Genomic DNA, 23,251 nt, shown 5'->3' on the forward strand with positions numbered 1-23,251 from the left:
AGTAACAAACGCCCTTAGGCAGAGAGTTTAGTGTGAATACTGAAGCATCAATTTTAACCTCCGACAGAATTACTTTAAGACCGCTCACGTTTGATGATCAACACTGGGTATTAGCATTACAGCAAGACGAGCTGTGGCTTAAGTACATTGGAAGTAAGAATGTAAATACATTAGATGACGCCTGCGACTACATTGGTAAAACCAATGCTCAACGAGAAGAGTGGGGTTACGGTTTACTTGCTGTTGAGTTAAATGACACTAAACAGCCGTTAGGAGTTTGTGGGTTATTTAATCGCTTTGCCTTTGAATGCCCAGACTTGGGTTTCGCCATGTTACCTGAAGCAAGAGGAAGCGGCTTATGCCACGAGGCATGCAAGAAGGTTATAGCTTGGGCTACTGCTGAAGGGTATGGCTTTTTAACCGCTATGACGCACCCAGACAATAAGGCATCGCAAAAGCTATTGCAGCGACTAGGGTTTAAAAAGCAGGGCCTCTACTTCGATAAAACCTTCCCAAAACAGCATTTGTTTAGAGTTGAGCTTCAGCCATAGATGAGTCCGCTCTATGGCTGAATGTCTAACGCTTTTCGGCCTAAACCTCTACAACCTTATAGCGGTGGTAAAACGGTCACCTTTTTAATAATGATTGGCTCAATGGGGACGTTATTAGCGTTAAGGCGAAGGGAATATTCAGTTTCTACTTCCGACATGGCATCAACAATATCTTCGCCTTCCACAATCACGCCGAAAACTGCATAGCCCCAGTCTCTCCCTGGGTTTAAGCTACTGTTGTCATTCACATTAAAGAAAAACTGTCGGTTTGCGGTATGCGGGTCATTTTGTCTTGCCATTGCAATGGTGTGTAGGTCGTTGGTTAAACCGTTGCCTGACTCATTAAAAATATCGGGGAAGTTTGATTTGCCATTGAAGTCAGCAGTATAGCCTCCACCTTGCACAACAAAGCCGGGCACGATGCGATGGAATATCGTGTCTTCATAGGCTCGCTTGTCCACATAACGAAGAAAGTTATTTACCGTAATTGGCGCGCGTCTTCTGTCTAGTTCAACGACGATATCGCCCATGGTCGTTTCAATCTTTACTCGTGGGTAATAATTATCGGGCTGAACCTGAGACCCATCGTCTTTCTTGGCCATAACCGATGAACTGCTGCCAATCAGCATAATAGCAGTCATAAGTGATAAAAGTATTTTCTTCATAAAAATGCCTTTAAATATATTCCTTAATTTGAGCGCTTCTTTGCGCAGCTTTCTTTATGCACTTTTCTTTGCGCTTAGCGTTTTGCAGTGCCTAAGATAACGAACTTTTTATCACTCGCAAGTACCTTGGCGCCACCAAACAGCTTTTTAAGTTTAATGTGGTAGTCGAGGTGTCGGTTGCCAACCACCACCAAGTGACCACTTTTAATAAGCAATTCACGAGAGTCAGTGAACATTTGCCATGCAATATGGTCTGTGATCGCGTTTTGCTGATGAAACGGAGGGTTACACAAAATCTTGGTAACAGCAGGTTTATTTTCGCGATTTAAGAGTGTTTCTAAGCAGTTACTTGCCACAAACTCGCACTGGTCAATTTTATCCGGAAAGTTGTTTAACACGTTGAGTCGGGCACTTTCCAACGCCATGTAAGACTCGTCAACAAATATCACTTTGGCATCAGGGGCAAGAGATAGCGCGTTTACACCCAGTACACCATTACCACAGCCCAAATCTACCACTACGTCATTGGCACTCACCGTCATGTGCTCAAGCATAATACGCGCGCCAATATCCAGCGACTGCCGAGCAAATGTGTTGGCAAGGTTATCGATAGTAAGCTCTGCGCCCATGGTGCTTTTACACTGCCAACGCGTAGGATAGGGAGAGTCAGCGAGTTTCAGAGACTCACGTGGCGTTGCAAAAATAAGCCGAGATTTCTTTTTAGCAAGAGAGGTGGTTGTAGGGCCAATATATCGCTCAAACAAGTTAAGCACCGACTTCGTAATGGCTTTAACTTTGCCCGTTGCTACGATGCGAGTATCAGGCGTAACATATTTCTGTAAATCGATAAGCTGTTGTTCTAGCAAAGCGAGGGCGCGAGGGACTTTTATGACGATAAGGCTAGGTGTAGTTTCTGGTTTAAACGTTAAGCTTTGCACACTGGTTAACGTTTGCAGCGGTGCGGTCGCTAGCTCATTTGTACTGTCATCTACTGACGCATTGAGTAACTGATTGGCTTTCAAGTTCTCGGACAGTGAACGCAATGAAATATAGGAATCGGACACCCAGTAAGGCGCTAAATGGGAAAACCAGCAGCCTAAAGCACCAAAGTCATCATTGAAGATCATCATTGACCCATCATTCTCATCGCTGCCAACTGAGAGTGATGTTTCACTTAATAAAGTTTCGATGTGCTCAATAACAAGTTCATCGGCGCTATCCCATGCTTGAAGGCTTACATGCTGGTGCTTTTCAGGGTAGCGAATCAGCGAGAACTGGCGGTCGGCAAATATAAATTCTGTATTCATTGGGGTCTGTTTTTAGAGAAGGCTCAAAGCATTATCTACTAGGGAATGCTCATTCAGTTTACGTGCTAATGTCTATCTTATCATATCAACCACTTAGCTCTAGCGAATAACCCGTTATTCTTCGGTATTGAATGGACCTTGTATGAAGCACGATATTTAACGATGACAGAGCAATCCGCACTGGAAAAGCATGCGTACTCATTGAAAAGAAGGTGTAATTACATGAGCTCCAAAGGGGCATTGGCACCGTCAACTGCTATGCAGATAGCGAGTATTAAATATCAAAGGAATTATAGTTCTTACACATGCAATTTTCCCTGTTCGATACGGCTGAAGACAAGCGCACGTCTTACAAGCTCCCGTTAGTTGAAGGCGATGTCACTTATTTCCCTAACGCGCTATCGCAGGCTACTGCAGATACCTTTTTTGCAAAACTGCAAGCAGAGCTACCCTGGCGTCAGGATACGATTAGGCTATTTGGCAAACCGGTAAAAATTCCTCGGCTTCAAAGCTGGCACGGCGATCCTGAATGTACTTACACCTATTCAAATTTAACCATGTCACCGAACCCTTGGACGGAAAGCCTTGCAGACATTAAAGCGCGCTGTGAGCAACTGTGTGAAAAATCGTGCGCGTCACAGTACAAAGTAAGGTTCAACAGCGTGCTAGCCAACTGGTACCGCGATGGTCAAGACAGCATGAGCTTTCATTCCGATGATGAGCCCGAGTTAGGCATCAACCCCGTGATTGCATCAGTTACATTAGGCGAGGCAAGACCCTTTGTTTTTAAGCATAAAGAAACAAAGGAAAAGCATACGCAGGTACTTGAACACGGCAGCGTCTTGGTTATGGCAGGCGCGACACAAACCCATTATGTGCACGGTATTGCGAAGACGGCTAAGCCTATCGGTGGTAGAATTAATCTTACATTTCGACATCTTATTCAAAGAGCTAGGTAAGCCAAATGCAAGTAAAAGCGTTTCTAGAAACTACGATCGAGTCTGCACTTAGTCCACATTATCTTGAGGTTGTAGATGAAAGCTTCATGCACAATGTGCCAGACGGTGCGCAAAGTCACTTTAAAGTTACCGTTGTGAGCGACGCCTTTGAAGGTAAGCGTTTAATAGCAAGGCACAGAGAAATTAACGGACTTGCGGCAGAAGCGCTGCAGGGACCTGTTCACGCTTTGGCGCTTCACACATATACACCTGCCGAGTGGGAAGCGCGAGGTGGAGAGTCGCTAGCATCGCCTAACTGTTTAGGCGGCAGCAAGCACGATAAGTAGCTCCCTCAATCGTACTAAATGGAAGTAGAAACATGACAAGTAGTGAAAAGACAAAAAATGGCGCCATCGACGATTACCTAAGTATGATAAAAACACCCGCTATTCAGGTTTTACTACTTGGGACAGGCTTTTTGTTAATGATGCTGTTTGTCTACATGGGCGTTTTAACTTCATTTGATAATGCAGTGTTTAATACAATTAGCGCGCTAGGCAATGTGTCGGGGTGGAAGCGTGATGTGCTTAGAGATACCACAGCGCTAGGTAGCAATACGGTACTAATTTTTGTTGTGGCAGCCGTTGCTGGTGCTTTAGGTATGGCGGGAGAGAAGAAAAAGGCCGTTACCTTTATTATTGCTGTTGCGGCGGGAATTGCGATGACGTTTCTTCTTAAAGCGGGGATCGACAGACCGCGCCCATCGCTGAACATGCAACATGTTGATGTGTATACCCAAAGTTTTCCTTCGGCTCACGCCACGCTATCAACCCTGGTTTACTTTTATGTAGCTCATTTGCTCACACAATTAACGCAAAGTACGAAGGTACGAGTGTGGATATACCTTGCGACTACTCTGCTGGTATTTTGCATTGGCCTTAGCCGTGTCCTACTGGGTGTGCACTGGCCTAGTGATATTATCGCAGGCTGGTTTGCTGGCGGAAGCATGGCTGCATTTTGCTTTTACGTGATTAAGTGGAAGCGAAAACTGCGCATTAAAGACAAAGGTTAAGCGTGCAAGAACTCAAACGGCTTGGTGATATTATCAAGCGGGATCCTTTCAGAATGGATTGCCTTCATGCCTTGCGGTCGCTTGATTTACCGCAGGGCTACATAGGTGCAGGGTTTGTACGAAATGCAATATGGGATGAGTTGCATGAAAGGGTTAAACCAACGCCGCTTAACGATATCGATGTGATTTACTTTAGCGAAGAAATCACTGTGTCTCAGAATGTTGCAATAGCCCAGACTTCAACAGAACCAGTATTTCAACGACAAGAACACTCACTAATAACTGCGGCCACTAAATCAGAAATAAAAACCCAAGAAAAAGCCATTGAACACCAGCTAACTAAAATAATGCCCCAAGCTAATTGGCAGGTGAAGAACCAGGCACGTATGCATTTGTCTCACGGGCACTCTCCCTATAAAAGCAGTCACGAAGCCATTTCATATTGGCCAGAGCGTGAGACATGCGTAGCGGTTCGCTTATTAGCGAATGATGATTTAGACGTACTTGCAACATTTGGCTTAGCAGCAAATTTTGCCGGCACCATAAGTATTAACCCACAATATCCAAGACCTGATGTTTTTAGAAAGCGAGTCGCATCTAAGAATTGGCTTTACGTGTGGCCTTTGCTTAAGCTACGCGAATAGAGGTTAAAATAGGTTTAGCTACTTTCTCAAAGAGTTTTTCGTAGTAATATCAACTATCTTAGTGGCAATAGCCGCTATGGTCGTATTTTCGCTCATAGCTTGTTTTTGCAGTCGGCGATACGCATTGTTTTCGCTTAGTCCAAATTGTTCCATTACTACCAGCTTTGCTCGGCTTATCAGCTTCTGATCTTGAATTGCACGTTTAGCTTCTTCAAGCTCTCGCCCCATGTCTTCTATATGCTGGGCTTGTGAACGCAGTAAGTCGTAAAAAGAGCGGTGGGCCGATAAGGTTTTAGTCTGCTCATTAAGTGACAGCGTTTTAATCTCGTCGTCTTTTGTATCTTCTGCTAAGCCGGGCATGCTGGGGTCAAACAGTAAGGTGAGCGGCGAGCCATCATTGGCGTGCTCATCGTTAAAGCGCGTAAGTAACTGTTGATGATTGGCCATTTCATTTTTTGCATTGGCTACTTTACTGTTAGCTTGCTGTGTCAAGGCTTCGGTCAGTGCTACCTCGATACTCTGCATTGCATCTATACGACGAGTCGCTACATCGAACCAAACTTCTGATATTTCACCGGCAATCGGGCTGCCGTCTCCAAGCTGCGCGATCATATTTCTAAGCTGTCTAATATCTATTGCGGCAGGGCTTTTATTTAATGCTTCCAATGCCTCTTTATGCTGCTTACAGCTAAACTCACAGAATATATTAAAGTGATGTTCTTGGGCTTGCTGAAGCGCAGCAAGCTTTTCACATAGACGCGCGTCGAAATGGGTTTCTGCAAAACCTATTGCTCCCCACGCACGTTCTTGCCCAGCATACTCTTTGGCCTGCATGAAGTTGAACAAGGCAACCAGCAAACGGGTAATGGTTGGGTCGCTTGCTATATCTGCAGCTTCAAAAATGACAGTAAGCAAACTTGCCACTAAGCGGCTGTAGGCTCGTGTTGATTCCAGTGGCGTTAGCTGTTGCTTACTGACTTGTTCTCTTAAGCGTGGCAAATAGTCTGTCGCCTGCATGGCTAAAGTAATACTGCTTAATAGGCGCGGGTTACCAGAGGTTATCTCATCAGTTAAGTAAAGAGACTTCAAATGGCTTTTTAGCATTGACTCTGCTTGTTCACTAGCACTGACATACTGCATTCGCTCAACTTGGTAGCGCTCGGCTTTAGACGCAAGAAAGATATTGCTGGCTCCGCGCTCTTTTTGCAGTTCATGTATGAGCTCACGAACCGCAATAACAATACGACAGTTACTAGAAAGCTGTTCTAACACCGTGATTTCTGCATGTTTTGCGGCCAGCAAAAAACGTTTGGTCGCATCGCTACAAAGCGCAATGGTTTGTTCAGGTTCGTGCAGCATAAGAGGCCCTGCTAAATGTTGGTTTACGCAATTCGCTTTTTTATTGATAGTTTTTTGCGAAGTATTGCTTCAAAGCACACTAAATTAAGCAACACTTATGCCCTGTTTATAAGAATGTAGTTAGGCAAGACCTTGTTCGGGGGCGTAATGTGCTGATTGCGCAATAGGCGTGACTTTTATAGGTATTAAGCAAAATCACTTGCTATTTGATGAGTTGAAAGTGCCGGGCACTTTAGGAGAGATCGCAAGCGGCATTGCACTTTAGTGGTGCAATGCGCCTGTAGATACTTTGATTTAATACAAAGCTAGTTTCTTACTACGCGGAGAAACCAACCGACAAAGAGAGAAATCAAGAAGCCGAAGAAGGCAATCATCGTAGTAATGGTGAGCATTTGCCCTGAGAAGTCTGCACTTTCCCCAGTATGTTCGCTTACCAGCATTCCTGAAGCCTTGAAAATAAACAGCGCAGCGACAGAAAATAGTAAGATAACGGCGGTAGACATAATGGTGGCTTTCCAATAAGCCTTTGGCGACATCCAGTGAATAGCGCCTGCTACTAGCACGCACAAAATGGTAAGAATATAAGGTACCACGTAAACTCCTCGTTAAATAAGACCTATGCCTTACATCATTGCCACATCATTAAGTGCAACTCAGCGCAAAGTAGCGGGCCAATTACACGAGCTAAAGCTACGAGCTAATGCTACGGACTAATGCTACGAGCTAAGCGCACCGATGGGCTAGGTTATTAAAATACTGCAATACGATGCCACGTAAGAGGCCTTTTGTCAGCAAAGGCCCTAAAAATTTAGCGCACCTGAAACTAAACCGAGAAGCCGCGTTAACAAGAAACTAAATGGCTTTTGCTTTTGTTGTCTTGCCGCTGGCCCCTCTGAACTGTGTTTATGCGTCAGTAACAATCTATTAAAAGATTTTAAGCTACAATGGTGGTAGAATCGCCGAAAAATCATCCTGCCTACTTGGTGTACTGCTATCACGCGGTTTACGCCACGGTGGGTTGTTGTGTTTAACATCTTAGCTTCTGAGAGAACATGTTCGATTTAATTACCAGTAAAGACAGCAACGTTAAGAACGACGTGCTATCAGGTATTACAGTGGCACTTGCCCTGGTCCCTGAAGCCGTCGCATTTGCATTTGTAGCCGGCGTAGAACCAATGATTGGCCTTTATGCGGCTTTCATGATGGGCTTGATCACTTCTGCTATTGGCGGTCGCCCTGGAATGATTTCTGGTGCTACCGGCGCCATGGCCGTTGTAATGGTGGCACTGGTTGCCCAGCACGGCGTGCAGTATTTATTTGCCGCGGTTATTTTAGCCGGCTTACTGCAAATTATGTGCGGTATATTCAAGCTCGGTAAGTTTATTCGTTTAGTGCCATATCCGGTAATGCTTGGCTTTGTAAACGGTCTTGCAATCGTTATTTTCTTAGCTCAGCTAGGCCAGTTTAAAGTTACTAACGCTGCTGGAGAATTGCAGTGGATGGAAGGTACGCTGTTATACTGGATGCTAGGGCTAGTGGCGTTAACCATGGCCATTATCTATTTACTGCCTAAGCTAACCAAAGCTGTTCCTGCGTCGCTAGTAGCGATTGTTACGGTAACAGCATTAGTACACGGTCTTGACCTTGAAGCACGTACGGTAATCGACTTTGTTCGTGACTTGCTACCGGCTGACCAGCGCGACACTGCAACGCTTGCTGGCGAGCTTCCTAGCTTTGCTATTCCTATGGTGCCGTTCACCTGGGAAACCTTCATGATAGTACTACCAACCTCAGTGATCCTTTGCTTGGTTGGTCTAATTGAATCGCTTCTTACCCTTTCATTAATTGATGAAATGACGGATACCCGCGGACGTGGTAACAAAGAGTGCGTTGGCCAAGGCGTTGCAAATACTGTTAACGGTTTCTTCGGTGGTATGGGCGGTTGCGCCATGATTGGTCAAAGTATGATTAATATTAACTCTGGTGGCCGTGGCCGCTTATCCGGTATTACTGCCGCACTTGTACTATTGGGCTTCATTCTATTTGCAGCACCGCTTATTGAAATGATCCCGCTTGCTGCTCTTGTTGGCGTTATGTTCGTGGTAGTTATCGCTACCTTCGAGTGGGCCTCATTCAGAATTATTCGCGGCGTAAACAAAGAAGATGCCTTTGTATTATTTCTAGTCACAGGCGTTACCGTTATCGCTGACCTGGCTATTGCAGTTGTTGTGGGTGTTATTGTTTCCGCACTGGTGTTTGCATGGAAACACGCTCGTCATATCGAAGCGAGATCTCATATCGATAACGACGGTTGGAAAGTCTATGAGCTAGACGGCCCGCTCTTCTTCGGCTCGGTATCGCATTTCAAAGACCTGTTTGATATAGCCAACGATCCTAACGATGTAGTTATTGACTTTAAAGACTCTCGCATTTGGGATTCATCAGGTATCGATGCGCTAGATACCCTTGCTGATAAATACGAAGAGCAGGGTAAAAAGCTACACATTCGCCATATCAGTGATGAATGTCGTTCACTGCTTCGTAAGGCTGATAAGTTTGTTGAAATTAACGTGGTTGAAGACCCTCGCTACCGCGTAGCGACGGATAAGCTGGCCTAAGTTATTTGATAGCCTCAATGCACCAAGTAAACACAGTTTTGCGTTTGTTTGGTGCAGTTATGAAGTCTGAATAATGCTTATTTTGCAGTAAATCAAATAAAAACAATGAATTACGTTTTTGGCACTGAACTTGGATAGCTATAAACGTAAAGTGTGTTTTGGTGATTTGTGTCAATCGCTGAAAATTGTGTGATTTATAACACTCCGTAAAATGTGTTAGCCGACCTAAACCGTTGGCAAAATAGGCAACGAAGCCCGCATCAACGAAAGTTGAAGCGGGCTTTTTTTTTGTCCCGAAAAAAGGGGAATATCATGACTTCATTGGACTCAAAAACGCAAATTGTCGTCGTAGGCAACGGCATGGTGGGGCATCATTTTGTAGAGCAGCTTCACCAAAGCGATGCCAATGTAGAAATAACCGTTTTATGCGGCGAGTCTCGCCTCGCGTACGATCGCGTTTATCTGTCATCATTTTTTAGTGGCGCTAGTGCTGATGACCTAGCGCTTACCACACCCGCTCAATACGCTGAATGGGGCGTAAACGTAGTCACCAATGCCTTAGTGACCGATATTGACCGTGATAATAATAAAGTCACGACTTCAGAAGGGCAGGTGTTTAGCTACGATAAGCTGGTTCTTGCCACTGGTTCTTATCCATTCGTGCCCCCCATTCCCGGGAACGACCAAGAGCATTGCTTAGTGTACCGCACCATAGACGATCTACTCGCTATTGAAGCGTCAGCAGCGGTGAGCAAAGTAGGCGTTGTCGTTGGTGGTGGTCTTCTAGGTTTAGAAGCTGCGAATGCCTTAAAGCAAGCTGGGCTAGATACTCACGTGGTTGAATTCGCACCACAGCTTATGGCGGTGCAGCTAGACCAAGCCGGTGGTACCGTACTTAAAGACAAAATTGAAGATTTAGGCGTAACCGTTCATACCCAAAAAGCAACCCAAACTATCGAAGCTGGTGATACCTGTCGCTATAAAATGGTGTTTGCAGACGGCACTGCGTTAGAAACTGACATGATTTTATTCTCTGCCGGTATTCGACCTTCCGATCAGCTCGGCAGAAAATCAGCGCTAACTCTTGGTGAGCGCGGCGGTATTGTCATTGATAACCACTGCGTGACCTCTGACCCTAATATTTACGCAGTGGGCGAATGTGCGCTGTGGGACAACAAAATTTTTGGCTTGGTTGCACCTGGTTATACCATGGCGCGCACGGCAGTAAGTCATATAACAGGTGGCGATGCCGAGTTCGCTGGCGCAGATATGAGCACTAAACTCAAACTTATGGGCGTAGAAGTGGGTTCTATTGGCGATGCGCATGAACGTACGGAAGGTGCCCTAAGTTACACCTACTTAAATCAGCCTGAAGGCGTGTATAAAAAGCTGGTGGTAGATAGCGAACAAAAGCTCGTGCTTGGTGCCGTACTCGTTGGCGATACCAGCGACTACGATACGCTATTACAATATGCGCTTAACAACATCGAATTGCCTGAACACCCAGAGAGCCTAATTCTGCCATCATCCGATGCCGCACCAGCATTAGGTGCCGATGCACTGCCAGACACTGCATCTATATGCTCGTGCCTAAATGTAACGAAAGGCGACATTGTTTCAGCTATTGAAGGTGGCTGTTGCAGCGTTGGCGATGTAAAAGGTGAAACTAAAGCCAGTACTGGTTGTGGGGGCTGTGCTGCGTTGCTTAAAAATGTGGTAGATAGCGAGCTTGAAAAGCGCGGTGTTGAAGTATCAAAAGCGATTTGTGAGCACTTCAATTACACCCGACAAGAGCTGTTTCACATTGTTAAGGTTAACGGCATTCGCACCTTCGACGAGTTACTTGAACAGCATGGTGAAGGTTTAGGTTGTGAAATTTGTAAGCCTGCTGTGGGGTCTATTCTGGCATCAGTCTACAACGACTACATCCTAAAAGCTTCACACCTACCCCTGCAAGACACCAACGACATCTACCTTGGCAATATGCAAAAAGACGGTACCTATTCTGTAGTGCCTCGCGTTCCTGGCGGAGAAATTACGCCCGAGAAGCTCATTTTGTTAGGAGAAGTGGCGAAAGAATACAACCTTTACACCAAAATCACTGGTGGGCAGCGCATAGATTTATTTGGCGCTCGCGTAGAGCATTTACCTGATATATGGGAAAAGCTAGTAGCCGGTGGGTTTGAAACCGGTCACGCGTATGCGAAAGCGCTGCGTACAGTGAAATCGTGCGTGGGAAGTACATGGTGTCGCTACGGTGTGCAGGACTCAGTAGGCACGGCTATTGATTTGGAAAACCGATACAAAGGCCTACGTGCACCGCACAAAATTAAATTTGCCGTATCGGGTTGTACCCGAGAGTGTGCAGAGGCTCAAAGCAAAGACATTGGTGTTATTGCTACTGAGCAAGGCTGGAACCTATATGTGTGCGGAAACGGCGGTATGAAACCGCGACATGCAGACCTATTTGCCACAGACCTAGATACGGAAACGCTAATCAAATACATCGACCGCGTGCTGATGTTTTATGTGAAAACGGCCGACCGCTTACAGCGTACATCGGTGTGGATGGACAACCTAGAAGGTGGGTTAGCTTATCTGCAAGATGTTGTGATTAACGATGCACTTGGCATTAATGAAGAGCTTGAAGCACAGATGGATGCTGTAGTCGACGCTTATCAATGTGAGTGGAAAACCACGATTGAAGATCCTGAATCTCGTAAGCGTTTCCGTCAATTTGTAAACAGTAGTGCCAGCGACACCAATATTCAGTTTGTTTCAGAGCGAGGGCAGGTTCGTCCAGCTACTGAAGCTGAAAAAGTAGCAGGGAAAGATCAGTTTATTCCCGTCTCTATGGTGTAGTCCATAGACTTAATGGTGTAGCCACTGGCTTATCAACCTTGTTAGGAGATACAAATTATGACAGCTGCGCAAAACGTAATAGCGTCAGAACAGGCAGTGCAATGGCACCTTGTTTGTGAGACGAAGGACCTAGTGACAAACAGCGGCGTTTGCGCCCTTGTTGACTCACAGCAAGTGGCCATTTTCTGCTTGAAAATAAAGGGCGAAACTCAGGTTTTTGCCATTAGTAACTACGACCCTATTGGTAAAGCAAATGTGCTTTATCGCGGGCTTTTGGGGTCTATAGGCGGTGCGCCAGTTGTCGCTTCGCCGTTGTACAAAGAGCATTACTTTTTAGAAACAGGATTGTGTAAAGAACACGATGATGTATCCGTAACGGCTTACCCTGTGAAGGTCGAGAGCGAGAAGGTTTTTGTAGGCGTTTGAGCAAGCAGCCCCTATTTGAGTGCCTACATAAATAGAGCCTTCTTGCAAAAACGCATTCAACTACTTCGATATCGAAAAAGGTAATGAAATGAATATGGCTACACGACAACCCGACATGATGTCTGAACAATTAAGACAAACAACATGCCCATACTGCGGCGTAGGGTGTGGTGTAGATATCAGTTGCAACGTAAGCAAGCGTGCCGTAACCCTGGACACTGTTAAAGGCACGCCAGAGCATCCCGCCAATTATGGAAGATTGTGTGTTAAAGGAACAAACCTGCTTGAAACAAACGACCTAAATGGGCGTTTGCTTCACCCAACCATAGCAGGTCAATCGGTGGATTGGGACACGGCCACCGATGTGATTGCGGATAAGATCACATCTACCATTGCGCAGTATGGCGCGGATGCCGTTGCTTTTTATGTATCAGGCCAGCTTCTTACTGAAGACTACTACATTGCCAATAAGCTTATGAAAGGTTATATCGGCAGTGCCAATATCGATACCAACTCTCGTCTTTGCATGTCATCAGCCGTAGCTGCTTATAAGCGCGCCTTCGGTGAAGATGTGGTGCCTTGCGATTACACCGACTTAGAGTGTACAGATTTATTGGTAATTACGGGAAGTAATACGGCGTGGGCCCATCCAGTGCTTTTTCAACGTATTCAGCGGGCAAAGTTGAGGAACCCAAATATGAAGGTCATCGTTGTCGACCCGCGCAAAACTGAAACCTGTACGATAGCCGATTTACATCTTCCTATAAAACCAGGTAGCGACGTGGCGCTGTTTAACGGCTTACTTAGCTATGCAGACGCACAAGGTAGAATAGATAGAACCACCGTCGAGAGCTATGCCGAGGGGCTTGATGAAGCGCTTGAAAGTGTAAATGGCTTAACGCTGGATGACGTGGCTAGCGTATGCGATATAGAAAAAAGCAACGTTAAGGCCTTTTTCGACGCATTCTGTGAAGCATCTAGTGCCATTACTTTTTATTCAATGGGCGTAAATCAGTCTTCCGCTGGCGTAGATAAAGCCCAAGCCATTATTAACTGCCACTTGGCTACAGATTTAATTGCCAGAGAGGGTTGTGGCCCATTTTCCATCACAGGTCAGCCCAATGCTATGGGGGGGCGTGAAGTTGGTGGTTTAGCTAACATGCTAGCTGCCCACATGGATTTAGAAAACCCTGAGCATATCAGCACTGTTAAAACCTATTGGAACGCCCCTGTTATGCCTAAAGGGCAGGGGCTTAAAGCGGTAGACCTATTTAATGCCATTGAAGAAGGAAAGGTAAAATTTGTTTGGATAATGGGGACTAACCCTGTTGTCAGTATGCCCAACCGAGGCCAAGTTGAGCGCGCACTTGCAAAGTGCGAGATGGTCGTAGTGTCTGATATTGTTGAATCGAATGATACGCTTAACTACGCCCATATTGCCCTTCCTGCCACGGGGTGGTCGGAAAAAGACGGCACAGTGACGAATTCAGAGCGCCGTATATCACGTCAGCGCGGCATCTTGCCCCCGCCAGGAAGTGCAAAACACGATTGGCAAATTATGTGCGACGTGGCGGCTAAAATGGGTTTTGGTGAGGCATTTAGCTTTACTCATCCGTCGCAAATATTCTGTGAATACGCTGGCTTAACTGGCTATCACAATAATGGCAAACGCCAGTTAGACTTATCGCCTTTGCAAAGTCTAAATGAAGCTCAGTACAACGCTCTATCACCTATCCAGTGGCCTTTTCAAAACACCGTTTTGAATATTCCCTCATCTGGTACCAAGCTTAACGAACACACAAAGCCCAACCTTATCAGTAAGCGTCCTTTTGAAGATAAGCAGTTTTCAACGCCTAGCGGTAAGGCTAGACTCATTCCGGTAACCTATAAAGCCCCATTGCAGGTTACGTCAGATGCTTACCCTTTTGTCGTTAACAGCGGTCGAGCTCGAGATCAATGGCATACCATGACGCGCACGGGTAAAGCCGCAAAGTTACTAGCCCATATGCCGAGCGCCTCTGTCTACATAAACCCTAAAGACGCTGCTGAGTTAGGTGTTGCAAATAATGACCTCGTTTCTCTGACAAGTGCGGTGTGTCAAGACGCCCCAGTTATCTATCCGGTAAAAACAGATGCGGACATGCGCGAAAAGGAAGTGTTTATACCTATACACTGGTCGGCACAATGGGGGTCTCACAGTAAGCTAGGTGCACTTTACGCGAGCGCGGTAGATCCGATTTCAGGGCAGCCGGAATTAAAACATGCTGCAGTGGCTATTGCACCGGTACGTTACGCTACGTATGGAAAACTCTTTTTATCATCAAAACTACATTCGGCATACGACTCAAAAACCAGCATTGATAAGCACGATACGCTAAAGAAAGTATGTGATTACTGGAATAAAACACCGCTTGAGGGAGAGGGCGCTACATCAAAAGGAAGTAGTTCTGAAGAAGCACTATCGGTGTTAAACGTAGCTTCGAACAAAAGCCGTCGTGAATTTACTCAAAGCTTGATACCACAGTTACCGGAAAACGCGGTGCTATTACAGTTCCACCATCACACTTTTTCAGTATGCCTTGCGCTTGTCGATGACCTACTGTGCTTCGCCGCATTTTTGGGTGATGAGCCAGAAAATACAGGTTCGGCTCAAGCGGAGGCACACACACAAAGCACTTGGTCAGTACCAAATGCGTGGCTTGCCAGCCTATTAAATACGGCGATTTCCACTGAGTCACAACGCAATTTATTACGAGGCCAAGCGGATGAAGCATTTTTAAATGGTGATGTAGTTTGTAGCTGTTTTGAAGTGCGTGAAAAGACGATTACAGATGTCATCACCAAAGGCTGTTCATCGGTAACCGAACTTGGTAAGCAGTTAAAATGCGGCACGAACTGTGGTTCTTGCAAGCCCGCCTTGTCTGAGCTTATAGACAAGCATTTAGTTATAGAAACCCAATCTGTTTAGGAGCGTTAAATTATGTCAATTGCATCTAGTTGGTCTTTACCGTTTTTGCGCACCTTATTCAAACAGCAGAAACCTCTGTTTAATCTTTTTTATCGCGATGAAACTTCGAATAAGACTTCGACCACTCGTAAGCGTAATGACGATCTCAAATCTTTAGCTAAGTATACGTACCTGAACAAGTGGCTGAATACAACAAACCTTGGCGATGAGCGTCAGAAGCAGGGCCAAGTATTTATAGTAGGCGCAGGTCCTGGCGATGCAGAGCTACTTACCTTAAAAGCGCTTCGCCTTTTACAGCAAGCCGATGTGGTATTGTTTGACGCACTTGTAAGCGAAGATATTCTTTCGCTCATTCCATCTAGCGTAGCGAAAGAGTACGTGGGAAAGCGCTGTAAGAAGCATAGTTTTACCCAAGACGCTATTTGCAAGCGGGTGGTTGAACTTGCCAGTTTGGGGCATACCGTGGTGCGACTAAAAGGTGGTGACCCAGCCTTGTTTGCGAGAACCTGTGAAGAAACCGATGCGCTAACAAAAGCTAACATTCCTTTTGCTATTGTCCCTGGTATTACAGCCGCCTCGGGTGTGTCTGCCTATACGGGTATCCCTCTAACCGACAGGCGCTGTGCCCAATCGGTGAGTTTTATGACTGCACATTTTAAAGATGCAGAACAATGGCCTGAAATGGCGCCAATGGCGCAGAATGTATTAAAGCAAACCATGGTGGTTTATATGGGGCTAAGCCGCCTTGAGGGGCTTTGCAAAGGTTTGATGCAGCACAAGGTGCCATGTTCGTGGCCGGTAGCGGCGATTGAAAATGCTACATCACCTCAACAGCGCGTAATTACTGGCGAGCTTGCTAATATTTATGGCAAAGTAAAGGCGGCAAATTTAACTGGGCCCACGTTACTTATATTTGGAAAGGTGGTAGAGTCTCGACAACAGGTAAATACACTTCTACTACATTCATCCGAGCATGCAGCAACCATTTAGCGAATACATAAAAATTATTGGTAAGGGTCAAAAAGGGGGGCGTAGCCTTACCCGTGATGAAGCTTATCATGCCATGAAAATGGTATTGGCCAATGAAGTGACCGGCGATCAACGGGGCGCATTTCTTATGCTACTTCGCACCCGTGAAGAAACGCCAGAAGAAGTGATTGGTTTTGTCGATGCGTGCCGAGAACTGATTGAGCCAGAAGTCAAGACACTTACCCCAACGTTAGATATTGGGTGTTATGCAGGAAAACGTCGCCAGCTTCCTTGGTACTTACTGGCGGTAGCCGTACTGGCCAAAAACGGCTATTCCATTATGCTTCACGGTGCCCATGAGCCGGGTTCAGGGCGCCTTTATGCAAGCATAGCGCTACCCAAGTTAGGCCTTGTTGAGGTTACTAGTATTGCTGAGGCAAACCAGCAGCTTGCTGATAAAGGCGTAACCTATCTCGACCTATCATATTTACTGCCCGCGCTTGATACCATTATTAAGCTGCGCGACGTGTTTGGACTGCGCTCTTGCGCTAACACCCTAGCCAGGCTATTGAACCCCACCAGCGCAGAGTTTTGTGTGCAGGGGGTTTACCATATGCACCTTGATCATAAGCATTGTCGCGTTAATGAAAATTACCCGTCGATAAACGCCCTTTGTTTCCGCGGCGATGGTGGCGACCCCGAGGTTAACGGAGAACGAGAAACCGAACTCTTCATTACCCGTAATGGTAAAACTGACGAAGTAAAAATGCCGGTGGTTGCTGACAAGTGGGCGCTTAAAGATAAAGATATGAACGTAGACGACATGCTTGATGTGTGGACAGGTAAAGCGAGTAGCCTCTACGGTGAACAGGCCATTTTAAGTACGCTTAGCAGCTACTTAGTACTTCTTCATAATTGTGATGTGGCGGATGCCTTATCTCAAGCTAGGGAGCTTTGGTCAAAAAGACAAAAAACGGCAATGCCATTCTAGCTTTTCATGCGCGGCACAGCCCTTGTTTTTATCAAATTGCAGCTTAATATTTCTTGCTCGCAGCGTTTCTAGTAAGCGCTGTGAAAGCTCTAACTAATATTACCATTTTGACCTTATTTTCGTTATTTTCATGTCATACCAGTCCGTATAGATAATTACCCACTCAGCGAGATTTAAAATGTTCGTAATCGCGGCGTGTTACCGAAGGTATAGTGGCTCTACATCAAGGTGACACAACAAAGAGTACGGACGTTTTAAACTCGCCCTTCGGGAAGGTCTGGCAAACTTCCTAGCTTCATTCTGGGAATTTGAAAGGGAACACATTCCTGCATTCCCACGCTTCGCTAGGAAACTTGCCAGCGCCTTCTGAGTGGGCAATTATCTATGCGGATTGGTATAAACTTCAATTCCTCTGCTATCTTTAATCAAAACCGAAAAAAATTAGCTTATCGTTTTAGACACTAACCGTAATTGCGAGTGACGTTGCACGTCTTATCTGTAGTGTGCTGCCTCACCGAAGGCTTACAGGCTGAAGAATAAGCGCGCTTAGTTCATCAGGAGCAGAGGATGTTTTTCAAAAATAAAGAGTTGATAGCTGAAAACTCACGTTTGCAAAAGGAAATTGAAGCATATCAGACAGTTCAGGAGGAGCTGCGCGAAGAAATGCTTTATATAGAGTTGAACCCTGACGGTAGGGTTAATGCTATTAATGACTTGTGTTCTCAAGCAACTGGCTACTCAATAGGTGAATTAGAGGGAAAGTCTCTTGAGAGTATGATGAGCCCAAATGCACTCAGAAAGCCTGCTGGTCAGGATATGCTCGGCGCCATTAAAACGCATCGCCATTGGCACGGAGCTGTTAGCTTTATGGATGCGAGAGGTCAAGAAATGTGGGTGCGAGGTATTGTACAGCCAGTTGATGATGCAAACGGTAATGTGAGATATATCGCCTTCTACATGGCCGAACAAACGCGAAATATCACTCTTAGCAACGAATTGCGCGATATGATTGCTGCGCTTCACCGCTCTTCTGCTGTCATCGAGTTCAATCTGGATGGAACAATAATAACAGCGAATGACAACTTTCTTAAAGGTATGGGTTATACCCTAGAGCAAATAGAAGGTAAGCATCACAGAATTTTCTGCACCGAACAAGAGGCTAACTCAGAAGAATATAAACACTTCTGGCGGGACTTATCTGAAGGGAAATTAGAGTCAGGTAGGTTTAAGCGAATAGACAGTAGAGGCAACGAAGTTTGGTTAGAGGCGTCGTATAACCCTATTAGAAATGAAGACGGAAACCTTTATAAAGTCGTTAAGTTCGCCACTGTCATTACTGAGCAAATGCAGCGTGAATTTGCTATTTCTGAAGCGGCTAACGTCGCGTTTAACATATCGCAAGAAACGGGGGAGCAGGCCCGCAAAGGTAATGAAGTACTTAATGCTACAGTTAAAGCAATGAACGAGCTTACCACACAGATGGGGAATGCGAGCGAAGGCATCAAAGACCTCGATGAGCAATCTCAAAAAGTTGCTGATTTGGTTAAAAGTATTAGTGGAATTGCCGACCAAACCAATCTACTTGCGCTGAACGCCGCTATTGAAGCCGCTCGCGCAGGAGATCAGGGTAGAGGGTTTGCTGTAGTGGCCGATGAAGTAAGACAATTGGCTTCACGGACAAGTAGCGCTACGGAAGAGATAGTCAACGTTGTGGTAGAGAACAGAAAACTTACTGAAAATGCCGTTCAGCTTATTGAGGCTGGGCAGGAAAAAGCCCGCGACGCATTAGAATATTCAACACAATCGGGTAACGCGATGGGTGAAATTCAAAGTGGAGCGAATGAGGTAGTGAGCGCTATCGGACAGTTCACAAAACGTCTATAGGGCATTGCGCCTACCAATCGTGTTGGGCGCATTTCCTCGTTTAAATTTATTCAATAGTGGTGCTTACTAGCTCGCACCACGGTTGAACACCTCCCCCGTTTTGGTGCACCAAATCTTTCATTGTGTTGTAACTATACGCCCCTGTTTTGAATAATTCCCATAATAATCAGTATCTTGAATTTTTGGCACGTTGACTGCAAACCTTTACGTGCAAAATAACGGTGCCGTGTAAGGCAGCGAGTGCAACACGACTCATTAGGCGTCGTGTCATGCGCAACATTTTCCATAGTGTGAATAAGAAAAATTATTAGGAATCAGTGGAGAGTAGTAAGGAAGCTCCAACTTCTCCTACATTTATGGCAAATGATAATAACAATAAAAAAGATGGTTTTATTAAGCTAAAGCTTTTATATAACCTCCCTTTAAGATGAGGTGTGTGAGCGGGAATTCCTGACTTACCAATTACAACTTGATGCGTTAGTAATTACTCCGATGTTACTAACACGGCAACGAAGCCCACCGTGCTAGACATGTAAATGTCTATAGCTGGTGGGTTTTTTTTTGGCTACGAGGAACACGTATGACTGGGTTAAAGACAACATCATTACTAAAACGCTTTAGAACGGTGGGCGCAAGCGTTTGTGCTGCACTTGTCGTCTCTGTAGCAACATTTTCAACATCTGTTTCAGCACAAGCGCCCGCAGTAGGATGGCCAGAGAAAGAAGAGCTGAAATTTGGTTTTATTAAACTGACAGACATGGCGCCGCTTGCTGTGGCGTATGAAAAAGGCTTTTTCGAAGATGAAGGGCTTTATGTCACATTAGAAGCACAAGCTAACTGGAAAGTGCTGCTAGATCGGGTTATTGATGGTCAGCTAGATGGCGCTCACATGCTTGCAGGTCAACCGCTTGGCGCGACTATTGGTTTTGGTACGGAAGCTCATGTAGTTACTGCGTTTAGCATGGACCTAAACGGCAATGGTATTACTGTATCAAATGAGATTTGGGAGAAAATGAAGGCGCATATTCCACAGGAAAATGGCAAGCCTGTACACCCAATCAAAGCTGATTATCTCAAACCGGTTGTTGATGAGTACCGCAACGCCGGTAAACCTTTCAACATGGGCATGGTATTTCCTGTATCTACCCACAACTACGAGCTGCGTTATTGGCTAGCAGCAGGTGGCATTCACCCAGGTTATTACGCCCCTCACAAAGGTGATACCGCAGGCCAAATAGATGCCCAAGCGCTATTGTCTGTAACGCCGCCACCACAAATGCCAGCGACAATGGAAGCGGGCACTATTTATGGCTACTGCGTAGGTGAGCCATGGAACCAGCAAGCGGTATTTAAAGGTATCGGTGTACCTGTAATTACCGATTATGAGATCTGGAAAAACAACCCTGAAAAAGTGTTTGGCGTAAGCCAAGGTTGGGCTGACAAGTATCCAAATACTCACATACGCGTGGTGAAAGCATTAATTCGTGCAGCAATGTGGTTGGATGAAAACGACAATGCTAACCGTCCTGAAGCAGTTAAGATTCTTGCTAAAAGCAACTACGTTGGCGCAGACGAAGACGTACTGGCTAACAGCATGACGGGCACTTTCGAATACGAAAAAGGCGACAAGCGTGACGTGCCAGACTTCAATGTGTTCTTCCGCTACAACGCTACTTACCCGTACTACAGTGATGCAATTTGGTATCTCACACAAATGCGCCGCTGGGGACAAATTTCAGAAGCTAAGTCTGACGATTGGTACAAAGAAACGGCCAAAAAAGTCTACAAGCCAGAAGTTTATGCCCAAGCTGCTAAAGCGCTTATCGCTGAGGGTAAAGCAAAGGCATCTGATTTCCCTGAGTTTGGAACGGAAACAGGTTATAAGCCGCCTCAGAGCGAGTTTATTGATGGCGTAACGTTTGATGGAAGCAAGCCTAACGCTTACTTAGAGCAATTTGATATTGGTCTTAAAGGCGACACTGTTCTGTAAGTGTCTCGTAAAGTTGCCCCGTCGACCCTCAGGTGAGACGGGGCATTCAAAGCGCAATAGCGCACATTAAATATCAGGAGCAAGCAATGAGCAAGATGACAACCATTCTTCGCCTTCCATCATCGCCGTCAAACGCGAACTCTTTATTGAGTCGTTTATATCAATCCACACCTGCGTTGTTGCTGCCTGTAATCGGTTTGCTGATGTTTCTGGCCATTTGGAATGGCGTTGCAAAAAGTATCGATACATCGTTAGGCCAATTTCCAGGCCCTGCACAAGTTTTTGAACAAGCGGGTGCTTTAATAGACGAGCATGTCGCCCAGCGTGAAAAGGCAGACGCGTTTTATCAACGCCAAGAAGAACGAAATGCAGCTCGTGTGGCGCAAGACCCTACTTATGAGCCAAAGGTACGAGACTTTACCGGTGCACCTACTTTCTTCGATCAAATTTGGACCAGCCTTTACACGGTTATGGTTGGATTCTTTATTGCATCAGTAGTCGCAGTCCCATTAGGAATTTTGTGTGGTTTAAGTAAATCAGCCTACACGGCTATAAACCCGCTTATTCAATTATTCAAACCCGTTTCGCCACTAGCATGGTTGCCACTAGTTACTATGGTAGTAAGTGCGCTTTATGTCAGCGAAGACCCAGCGTTTTCAAAGTCGTTTGTTACTTCTGCCTTCACGGTCTCGCTTTGCTGCCTATGGCCAACCCTTATTAACACTGCGGTAGGGGTGTCAAACATTGAAAAAGATCTTATCAACGTGAGCAAAGTGCTGCGTCTTACGCCTTTTGCGCACCTTACTAAAATAGTACTGCCATCTTCAATTCCAATGATTTTCACTGGGCTTCGATTATCGCTTGGTATCGGTTGGATGGTACTCATAGCAGCAGAGATGCTTGCCCAAAACCCAGGGTTAGGAAAGTTTGTCTGGGATGAGTTTCAAAACGGTAGCTCAGAATCCTTAGCCCGAATCATGGTGGCAGTATTAACTATCGGTGTAATCGGCTTCGTACTGGACCGTTTAATGTTATCAATTCAGCGCGCGGTAAGCTGGGATAAGTCGAGCGTATTACGCTAATTTTGAGGAGAAATTTATGCAGACTAGACACTTAGAGTTAGAGCAGGTAGGTATCGACTTCCCAACACCCAAAGGGCCATTTACTGCGCTTCAAGATGTAAATCTTAAAATCAGCAAAGGCGAATTTGTTTCATTGATTGGCCACTCTGGTTGCGGAAAGTCGACAGTACTAAATATTATTGCGGGTTTACACCAAGCGACTTCAGGAGGCGTGATATTGGATGGCGCTGAAGTGAAGCAGCCTGGACCTGAGCGCGCCGTAGTATTTCAAAACCATTCGCTATTACCCTGGCTTACTGTTTATAAAAATGTTGAGCTGGCCGTTAAATCGACCATGCGAGGTAAGAGTAAAGGCGAGATGCGCGAATGGATCATGCATAACTTAGAGCTTGTACACATGACTCACGCACTCGACAAATTGCCAAGTGAGATCTCAGGGGGTATGAAACAACGAGTAGGTATCGCTCGTGCATTGGCAATGGAACCTAAAGTGCTATTGATGGACGAACCGTTCGGCGCGCTTGACGCATTAACGCGTGCACACCTTCAAGACTCTTTAATGGAAATACATGCTGACTTGGGTAACACCGTCATCATGATTACTCATGATGTGGATGAGGCCGTGTTGCTATCTGATCGCATCGTAATGATGAACAATGGGCCCGCCGCCACCATTGGTGAAATTCTAGATATTGAGTTGCCTCGCCCGCGTGACCGATTAGCACTTGCCGACAACAAACAATATAACCACTACCGACATGAGGTATTAACCTTCCTTTACGACAAGCAGAAAAAGGTTGAAACCGTTACTTCACGTACTAACAACGGAACATCAAAACCCAGCGGGGTGACATCTGAAAAAAAAGACACTAAAAAATCAGATGCTGCCTAGCACTATCGGCATCTGATAAGGGCGGTAGTTGTA

Annotated in this window: 19 protein-coding genes; 15 read left to right on the top strand and 4 right to left on the bottom strand. The window is 45.6% G+C overall.

Annotated features, from left to right (window positions below; all coding sequences use genetic code 11):
• The first annotated feature begins 32 nt into the window (after nt 1-32).
• Nucleotides 33-551, top strand: a complete 519-nt coding sequence (locus ACYTPF_RS14985; RefSeq protein WP_461852785.1) for a GNAT family N-acetyltransferase — start codon at nt 33-35, stop codon at nt 549-551.
• Between the two features lie 56 nt (nt 552-607).
• On the opposite strand, the gene ACYTPF_RS14990 is transcribed toward ACYTPF_RS14985, so the two are convergent.
• Both ACYTPF_RS14990 and ACYTPF_RS14995 read right to left on the bottom strand, forming a co-directional pair.
• Nucleotides 608-1,216, bottom strand: a complete 609-nt coding sequence (locus tag ACYTPF_RS14990; RefSeq protein WP_179982338.1) for a peptidylprolyl isomerase — start codon at nt 1,214-1,216, stop codon at nt 608-610.
• Nucleotides 1,217-1,290: 74 nt separating this feature from the next.
• Nucleotides 1,291-2,523, bottom strand: a complete 1,233-nt coding sequence (locus ACYTPF_RS14995) for a methyltransferase (RefSeq protein ID WP_461852786.1) — start codon at nt 2,521-2,523, stop codon at nt 1,291-1,293.
• A 305-nt stretch (nt 2,524-2,828) separates the two neighbouring features.
• Here ACYTPF_RS14995 and ACYTPF_RS15000 point away from each other — a divergent pair, with 305 nt between their 5' ends.
• From ACYTPF_RS15000 to ACYTPF_RS15015, 4 genes are read left to right on the top strand one after another with little or no spacing between them, the layout of a single operon-like run.
• Nucleotides 2,829-3,482: an alpha-ketoglutarate-dependent dioxygenase AlkB family protein gene (locus ACYTPF_RS15000; protein WP_461852787.1), complete on the top strand. Its 654-nt coding sequence runs from the start codon at nt 2,829-2,831 to the stop codon at nt 3,480-3,482.
• Between the two features lie 5 nt (nt 3,483-3,487).
• Complete coding sequence (locus ACYTPF_RS15005) at nt 3,488-3,808, top strand: BolA family protein (RefSeq protein ID WP_025256584.1); 321 nt, start codon at nt 3,488-3,490, stop codon at nt 3,806-3,808.
• Between the two features lie 32 nt (nt 3,809-3,840).
• Nucleotides 3,841-4,533, top strand: coding sequence for a phosphatase PAP2 family protein (locus ACYTPF_RS15010; protein WP_461852788.1), 693 nt, complete (start codon nt 3,841-3,843; stop codon nt 4,531-4,533).
• A 2-nt stretch (nt 4,534-4,535) separates the two neighbouring features.
• Entirely contained in the window at nt 4,536-5,177 is a 642-nt protein-coding gene (locus ACYTPF_RS15015) for a nucleotidyltransferase family protein (protein WP_461852789.1), read from the top strand.
• A gap of 18 nt (nt 5,178-5,195) precedes the next feature.
• On the opposite strand, the gene ACYTPF_RS15020 is transcribed toward ACYTPF_RS15015, so the two are convergent.
• Nucleotides 5,196-6,536 carry a nitrate- and nitrite sensing domain-containing protein gene (locus ACYTPF_RS15020; protein ID WP_461852790.1) on the bottom strand — a complete coding sequence of 447 codons (1,341 nt, stop codon included), beginning with the start codon at nt 6,534-6,536 and terminating at the stop codon, nt 5,196-5,198.
• Between the two features lie 305 nt (nt 6,537-6,841).
• A complete protein-coding gene (locus tag ACYTPF_RS15025) occupies nt 6,842-7,129 on the bottom strand; it encodes a hypothetical protein (protein ID WP_179982345.1) in 288 nt (95 codons plus the stop codon).
• Between the two features lie 459 nt (nt 7,130-7,588).
• Here ACYTPF_RS15025 and ACYTPF_RS15030 point away from each other — a divergent pair, with 459 nt between their 5' ends.
• The 10 genes from ACYTPF_RS15030 to ACYTPF_RS15075 all read left to right on the top strand — a co-directional run bounded on the left by ACYTPF_RS15030 (nt 7,589) and on the right by ACYTPF_RS15075 (nt 23,218).
• Complete coding sequence (locus tag ACYTPF_RS15030) at nt 7,589-9,154, top strand: SulP family inorganic anion transporter (protein WP_461852791.1); 1,566 nt, start codon at nt 7,589-7,591, stop codon at nt 9,152-9,154.
• A 312-nt stretch (nt 9,155-9,466) separates the two neighbouring features.
• Complete coding sequence (gene nirB, locus ACYTPF_RS15035) at nt 9,467-12,016, top strand: nitrite reductase large subunit NirB (protein ID WP_461852792.1); 2,550 nt, start codon at nt 9,467-9,469, stop codon at nt 12,014-12,016.
• Between the two features lie 57 nt (nt 12,017-12,073).
• On the top strand, nt 12,074-12,442 hold the full coding sequence (gene nirD / locus ACYTPF_RS15040; RefSeq protein WP_179982348.1) for a nitrite reductase small subunit NirD: 369 nt from the start codon (nt 12,074-12,076) through the stop codon (nt 12,440-12,442).
• Nucleotides 12,443-12,536: 94 nt separating this feature from the next.
• Nucleotides 12,537-15,410: a nitrate reductase gene (locus ACYTPF_RS15045; RefSeq protein ID WP_461852793.1), complete on the top strand. Its 2,874-nt coding sequence runs from the start codon at nt 12,537-12,539 to the stop codon at nt 15,408-15,410.
• Between the two features lie 12 nt (nt 15,411-15,422).
• Nucleotides 15,423-16,400: a uroporphyrinogen-III C-methyltransferase gene (gene cobA, locus ACYTPF_RS15050; protein WP_461852794.1), complete on the top strand. Its 978-nt coding sequence runs from the start codon at nt 15,423-15,425 to the stop codon at nt 16,398-16,400.
• Complete coding sequence (locus tag ACYTPF_RS15055; RefSeq protein ID WP_461852795.1) at nt 16,384-17,370, top strand: glycosyl transferase family protein; 987 nt, start codon at nt 16,384-16,386, stop codon at nt 17,368-17,370. Before cobA ends, ACYTPF_RS15055 begins: the two co-directional genes overlap by 17 nt.
• Nucleotides 17,371-17,937: 567 nt before the next feature.
• Nucleotides 17,938-19,254, top strand: a complete 1,317-nt coding sequence (locus ACYTPF_RS15060) for a methyl-accepting chemotaxis protein (protein ID WP_461852796.1) — start codon at nt 17,938-17,940, stop codon at nt 19,252-19,254.
• 580 nt (nt 19,255-19,834) lie between these two features.
• Complete coding sequence (locus ACYTPF_RS15065) at nt 19,835-21,244, top strand: CmpA/NrtA family ABC transporter substrate-binding protein (protein WP_461852797.1); 1,410 nt, start codon at nt 19,835-19,837, stop codon at nt 21,242-21,244.
• Between the two features lie 86 nt (nt 21,245-21,330).
• Nucleotides 21,331-22,326, top strand: coding sequence for an ABC transporter permease (locus tag ACYTPF_RS15070; protein WP_269917222.1), 996 nt, complete (start codon nt 21,331-21,333; stop codon nt 22,324-22,326).
• 16 nt (nt 22,327-22,342) lie between these two features.
• Nucleotides 22,343-23,218 (top strand): ABC transporter ATP-binding protein, encoded by an 876-nt coding sequence (locus ACYTPF_RS15075; RefSeq protein ID WP_461852798.1) that lies wholly within the window; start codon nt 22,343-22,345, stop codon nt 23,216-23,218.
• The last annotated feature ends 33 nt before the right edge of the window (nt 23,219-23,251 follow it).

It is taken from the genome of Alteromonas sp. HB246098 (assembly GCF_054890645.1).

Excerpts from the sequence above, each read along its gene's own strand:
- ACYTPF_RS14990 (WP_179982338.1), bottom strand. The coding sequence starts at position 1,216 with ATGAAGAAAATACTTTTATCACTTATGACTGCTATTATGCTGATTGGC.
- ACYTPF_RS14995 (WP_461852786.1), bottom strand. The coding sequence starts at position 2,523 with ATGAATACAGAATTTATATTTGCCGACCGCCAGTTCTCGCTGATTCGC.
- ACYTPF_RS15000 (WP_461852787.1), top strand. The coding sequence starts at position 2,829 with ATGCAATTTTCCCTGTTCGATACGGCTGAAGACAAGCGCACGTCTTAC.
- ACYTPF_RS15005 (WP_025256584.1), top strand. The coding sequence starts at position 3,488 with ATGCAAGTAAAAGCGTTTCTAGAAACTACGATCGAGTCTGCACTTAGT.
- ACYTPF_RS15010 (WP_461852788.1), top strand. The coding sequence starts at position 3,841 with ATGACAAGTAGTGAAAAGACAAAAAATGGCGCCATCGACGATTACCTA.
- ACYTPF_RS15020 (WP_461852790.1), bottom strand. The coding sequence starts at position 6,536 with ATGCTGCACGAACCTGAACAAACCATTGCGCTTTGTAGCGATGCGACC.
- ACYTPF_RS15030 (WP_461852791.1), top strand. The coding sequence starts at position 7,589 with ATGTTCGATTTAATTACCAGTAAAGACAGCAACGTTAAGAACGACGTG.
- nirB (WP_461852792.1), top strand. The coding sequence starts at position 9,467 with ATGACTTCATTGGACTCAAAAACGCAAATTGTCGTCGTAGGCAACGGC.
- nirD (WP_179982348.1), top strand. The coding sequence starts at position 12,074 with ATGACAGCTGCGCAAAACGTAATAGCGTCAGAACAGGCAGTGCAATGG.
- ACYTPF_RS15045 (WP_461852793.1), top strand. The coding sequence starts at position 12,537 with ATGGCTACACGACAACCCGACATGATGTCTGAACAATTAAGACAAACA.
- cobA (WP_461852794.1), top strand. The coding sequence starts at position 15,423 with ATGTCAATTGCATCTAGTTGGTCTTTACCGTTTTTGCGCACCTTATTC.
- ACYTPF_RS15055 (WP_461852795.1), top strand. The coding sequence starts at position 16,384 with ATGCAGCAACCATTTAGCGAATACATAAAAATTATTGGTAAGGGTCAA.
- ACYTPF_RS15060 (WP_461852796.1), top strand. The coding sequence starts at position 17,938 with ATGTTTTTCAAAAATAAAGAGTTGATAGCTGAAAACTCACGTTTGCAA.
- ACYTPF_RS15065 (WP_461852797.1), top strand. The coding sequence starts at position 19,835 with ATGACTGGGTTAAAGACAACATCATTACTAAAACGCTTTAGAACGGTG.
- ACYTPF_RS15070 (WP_269917222.1), top strand. The coding sequence starts at position 21,331 with ATGAGCAAGATGACAACCATTCTTCGCCTTCCATCATCGCCGTCAAAC.
- ACYTPF_RS15075 (WP_461852798.1), top strand. The coding sequence starts at position 22,343 with ATGCAGACTAGACACTTAGAGTTAGAGCAGGTAGGTATCGACTTCCCA.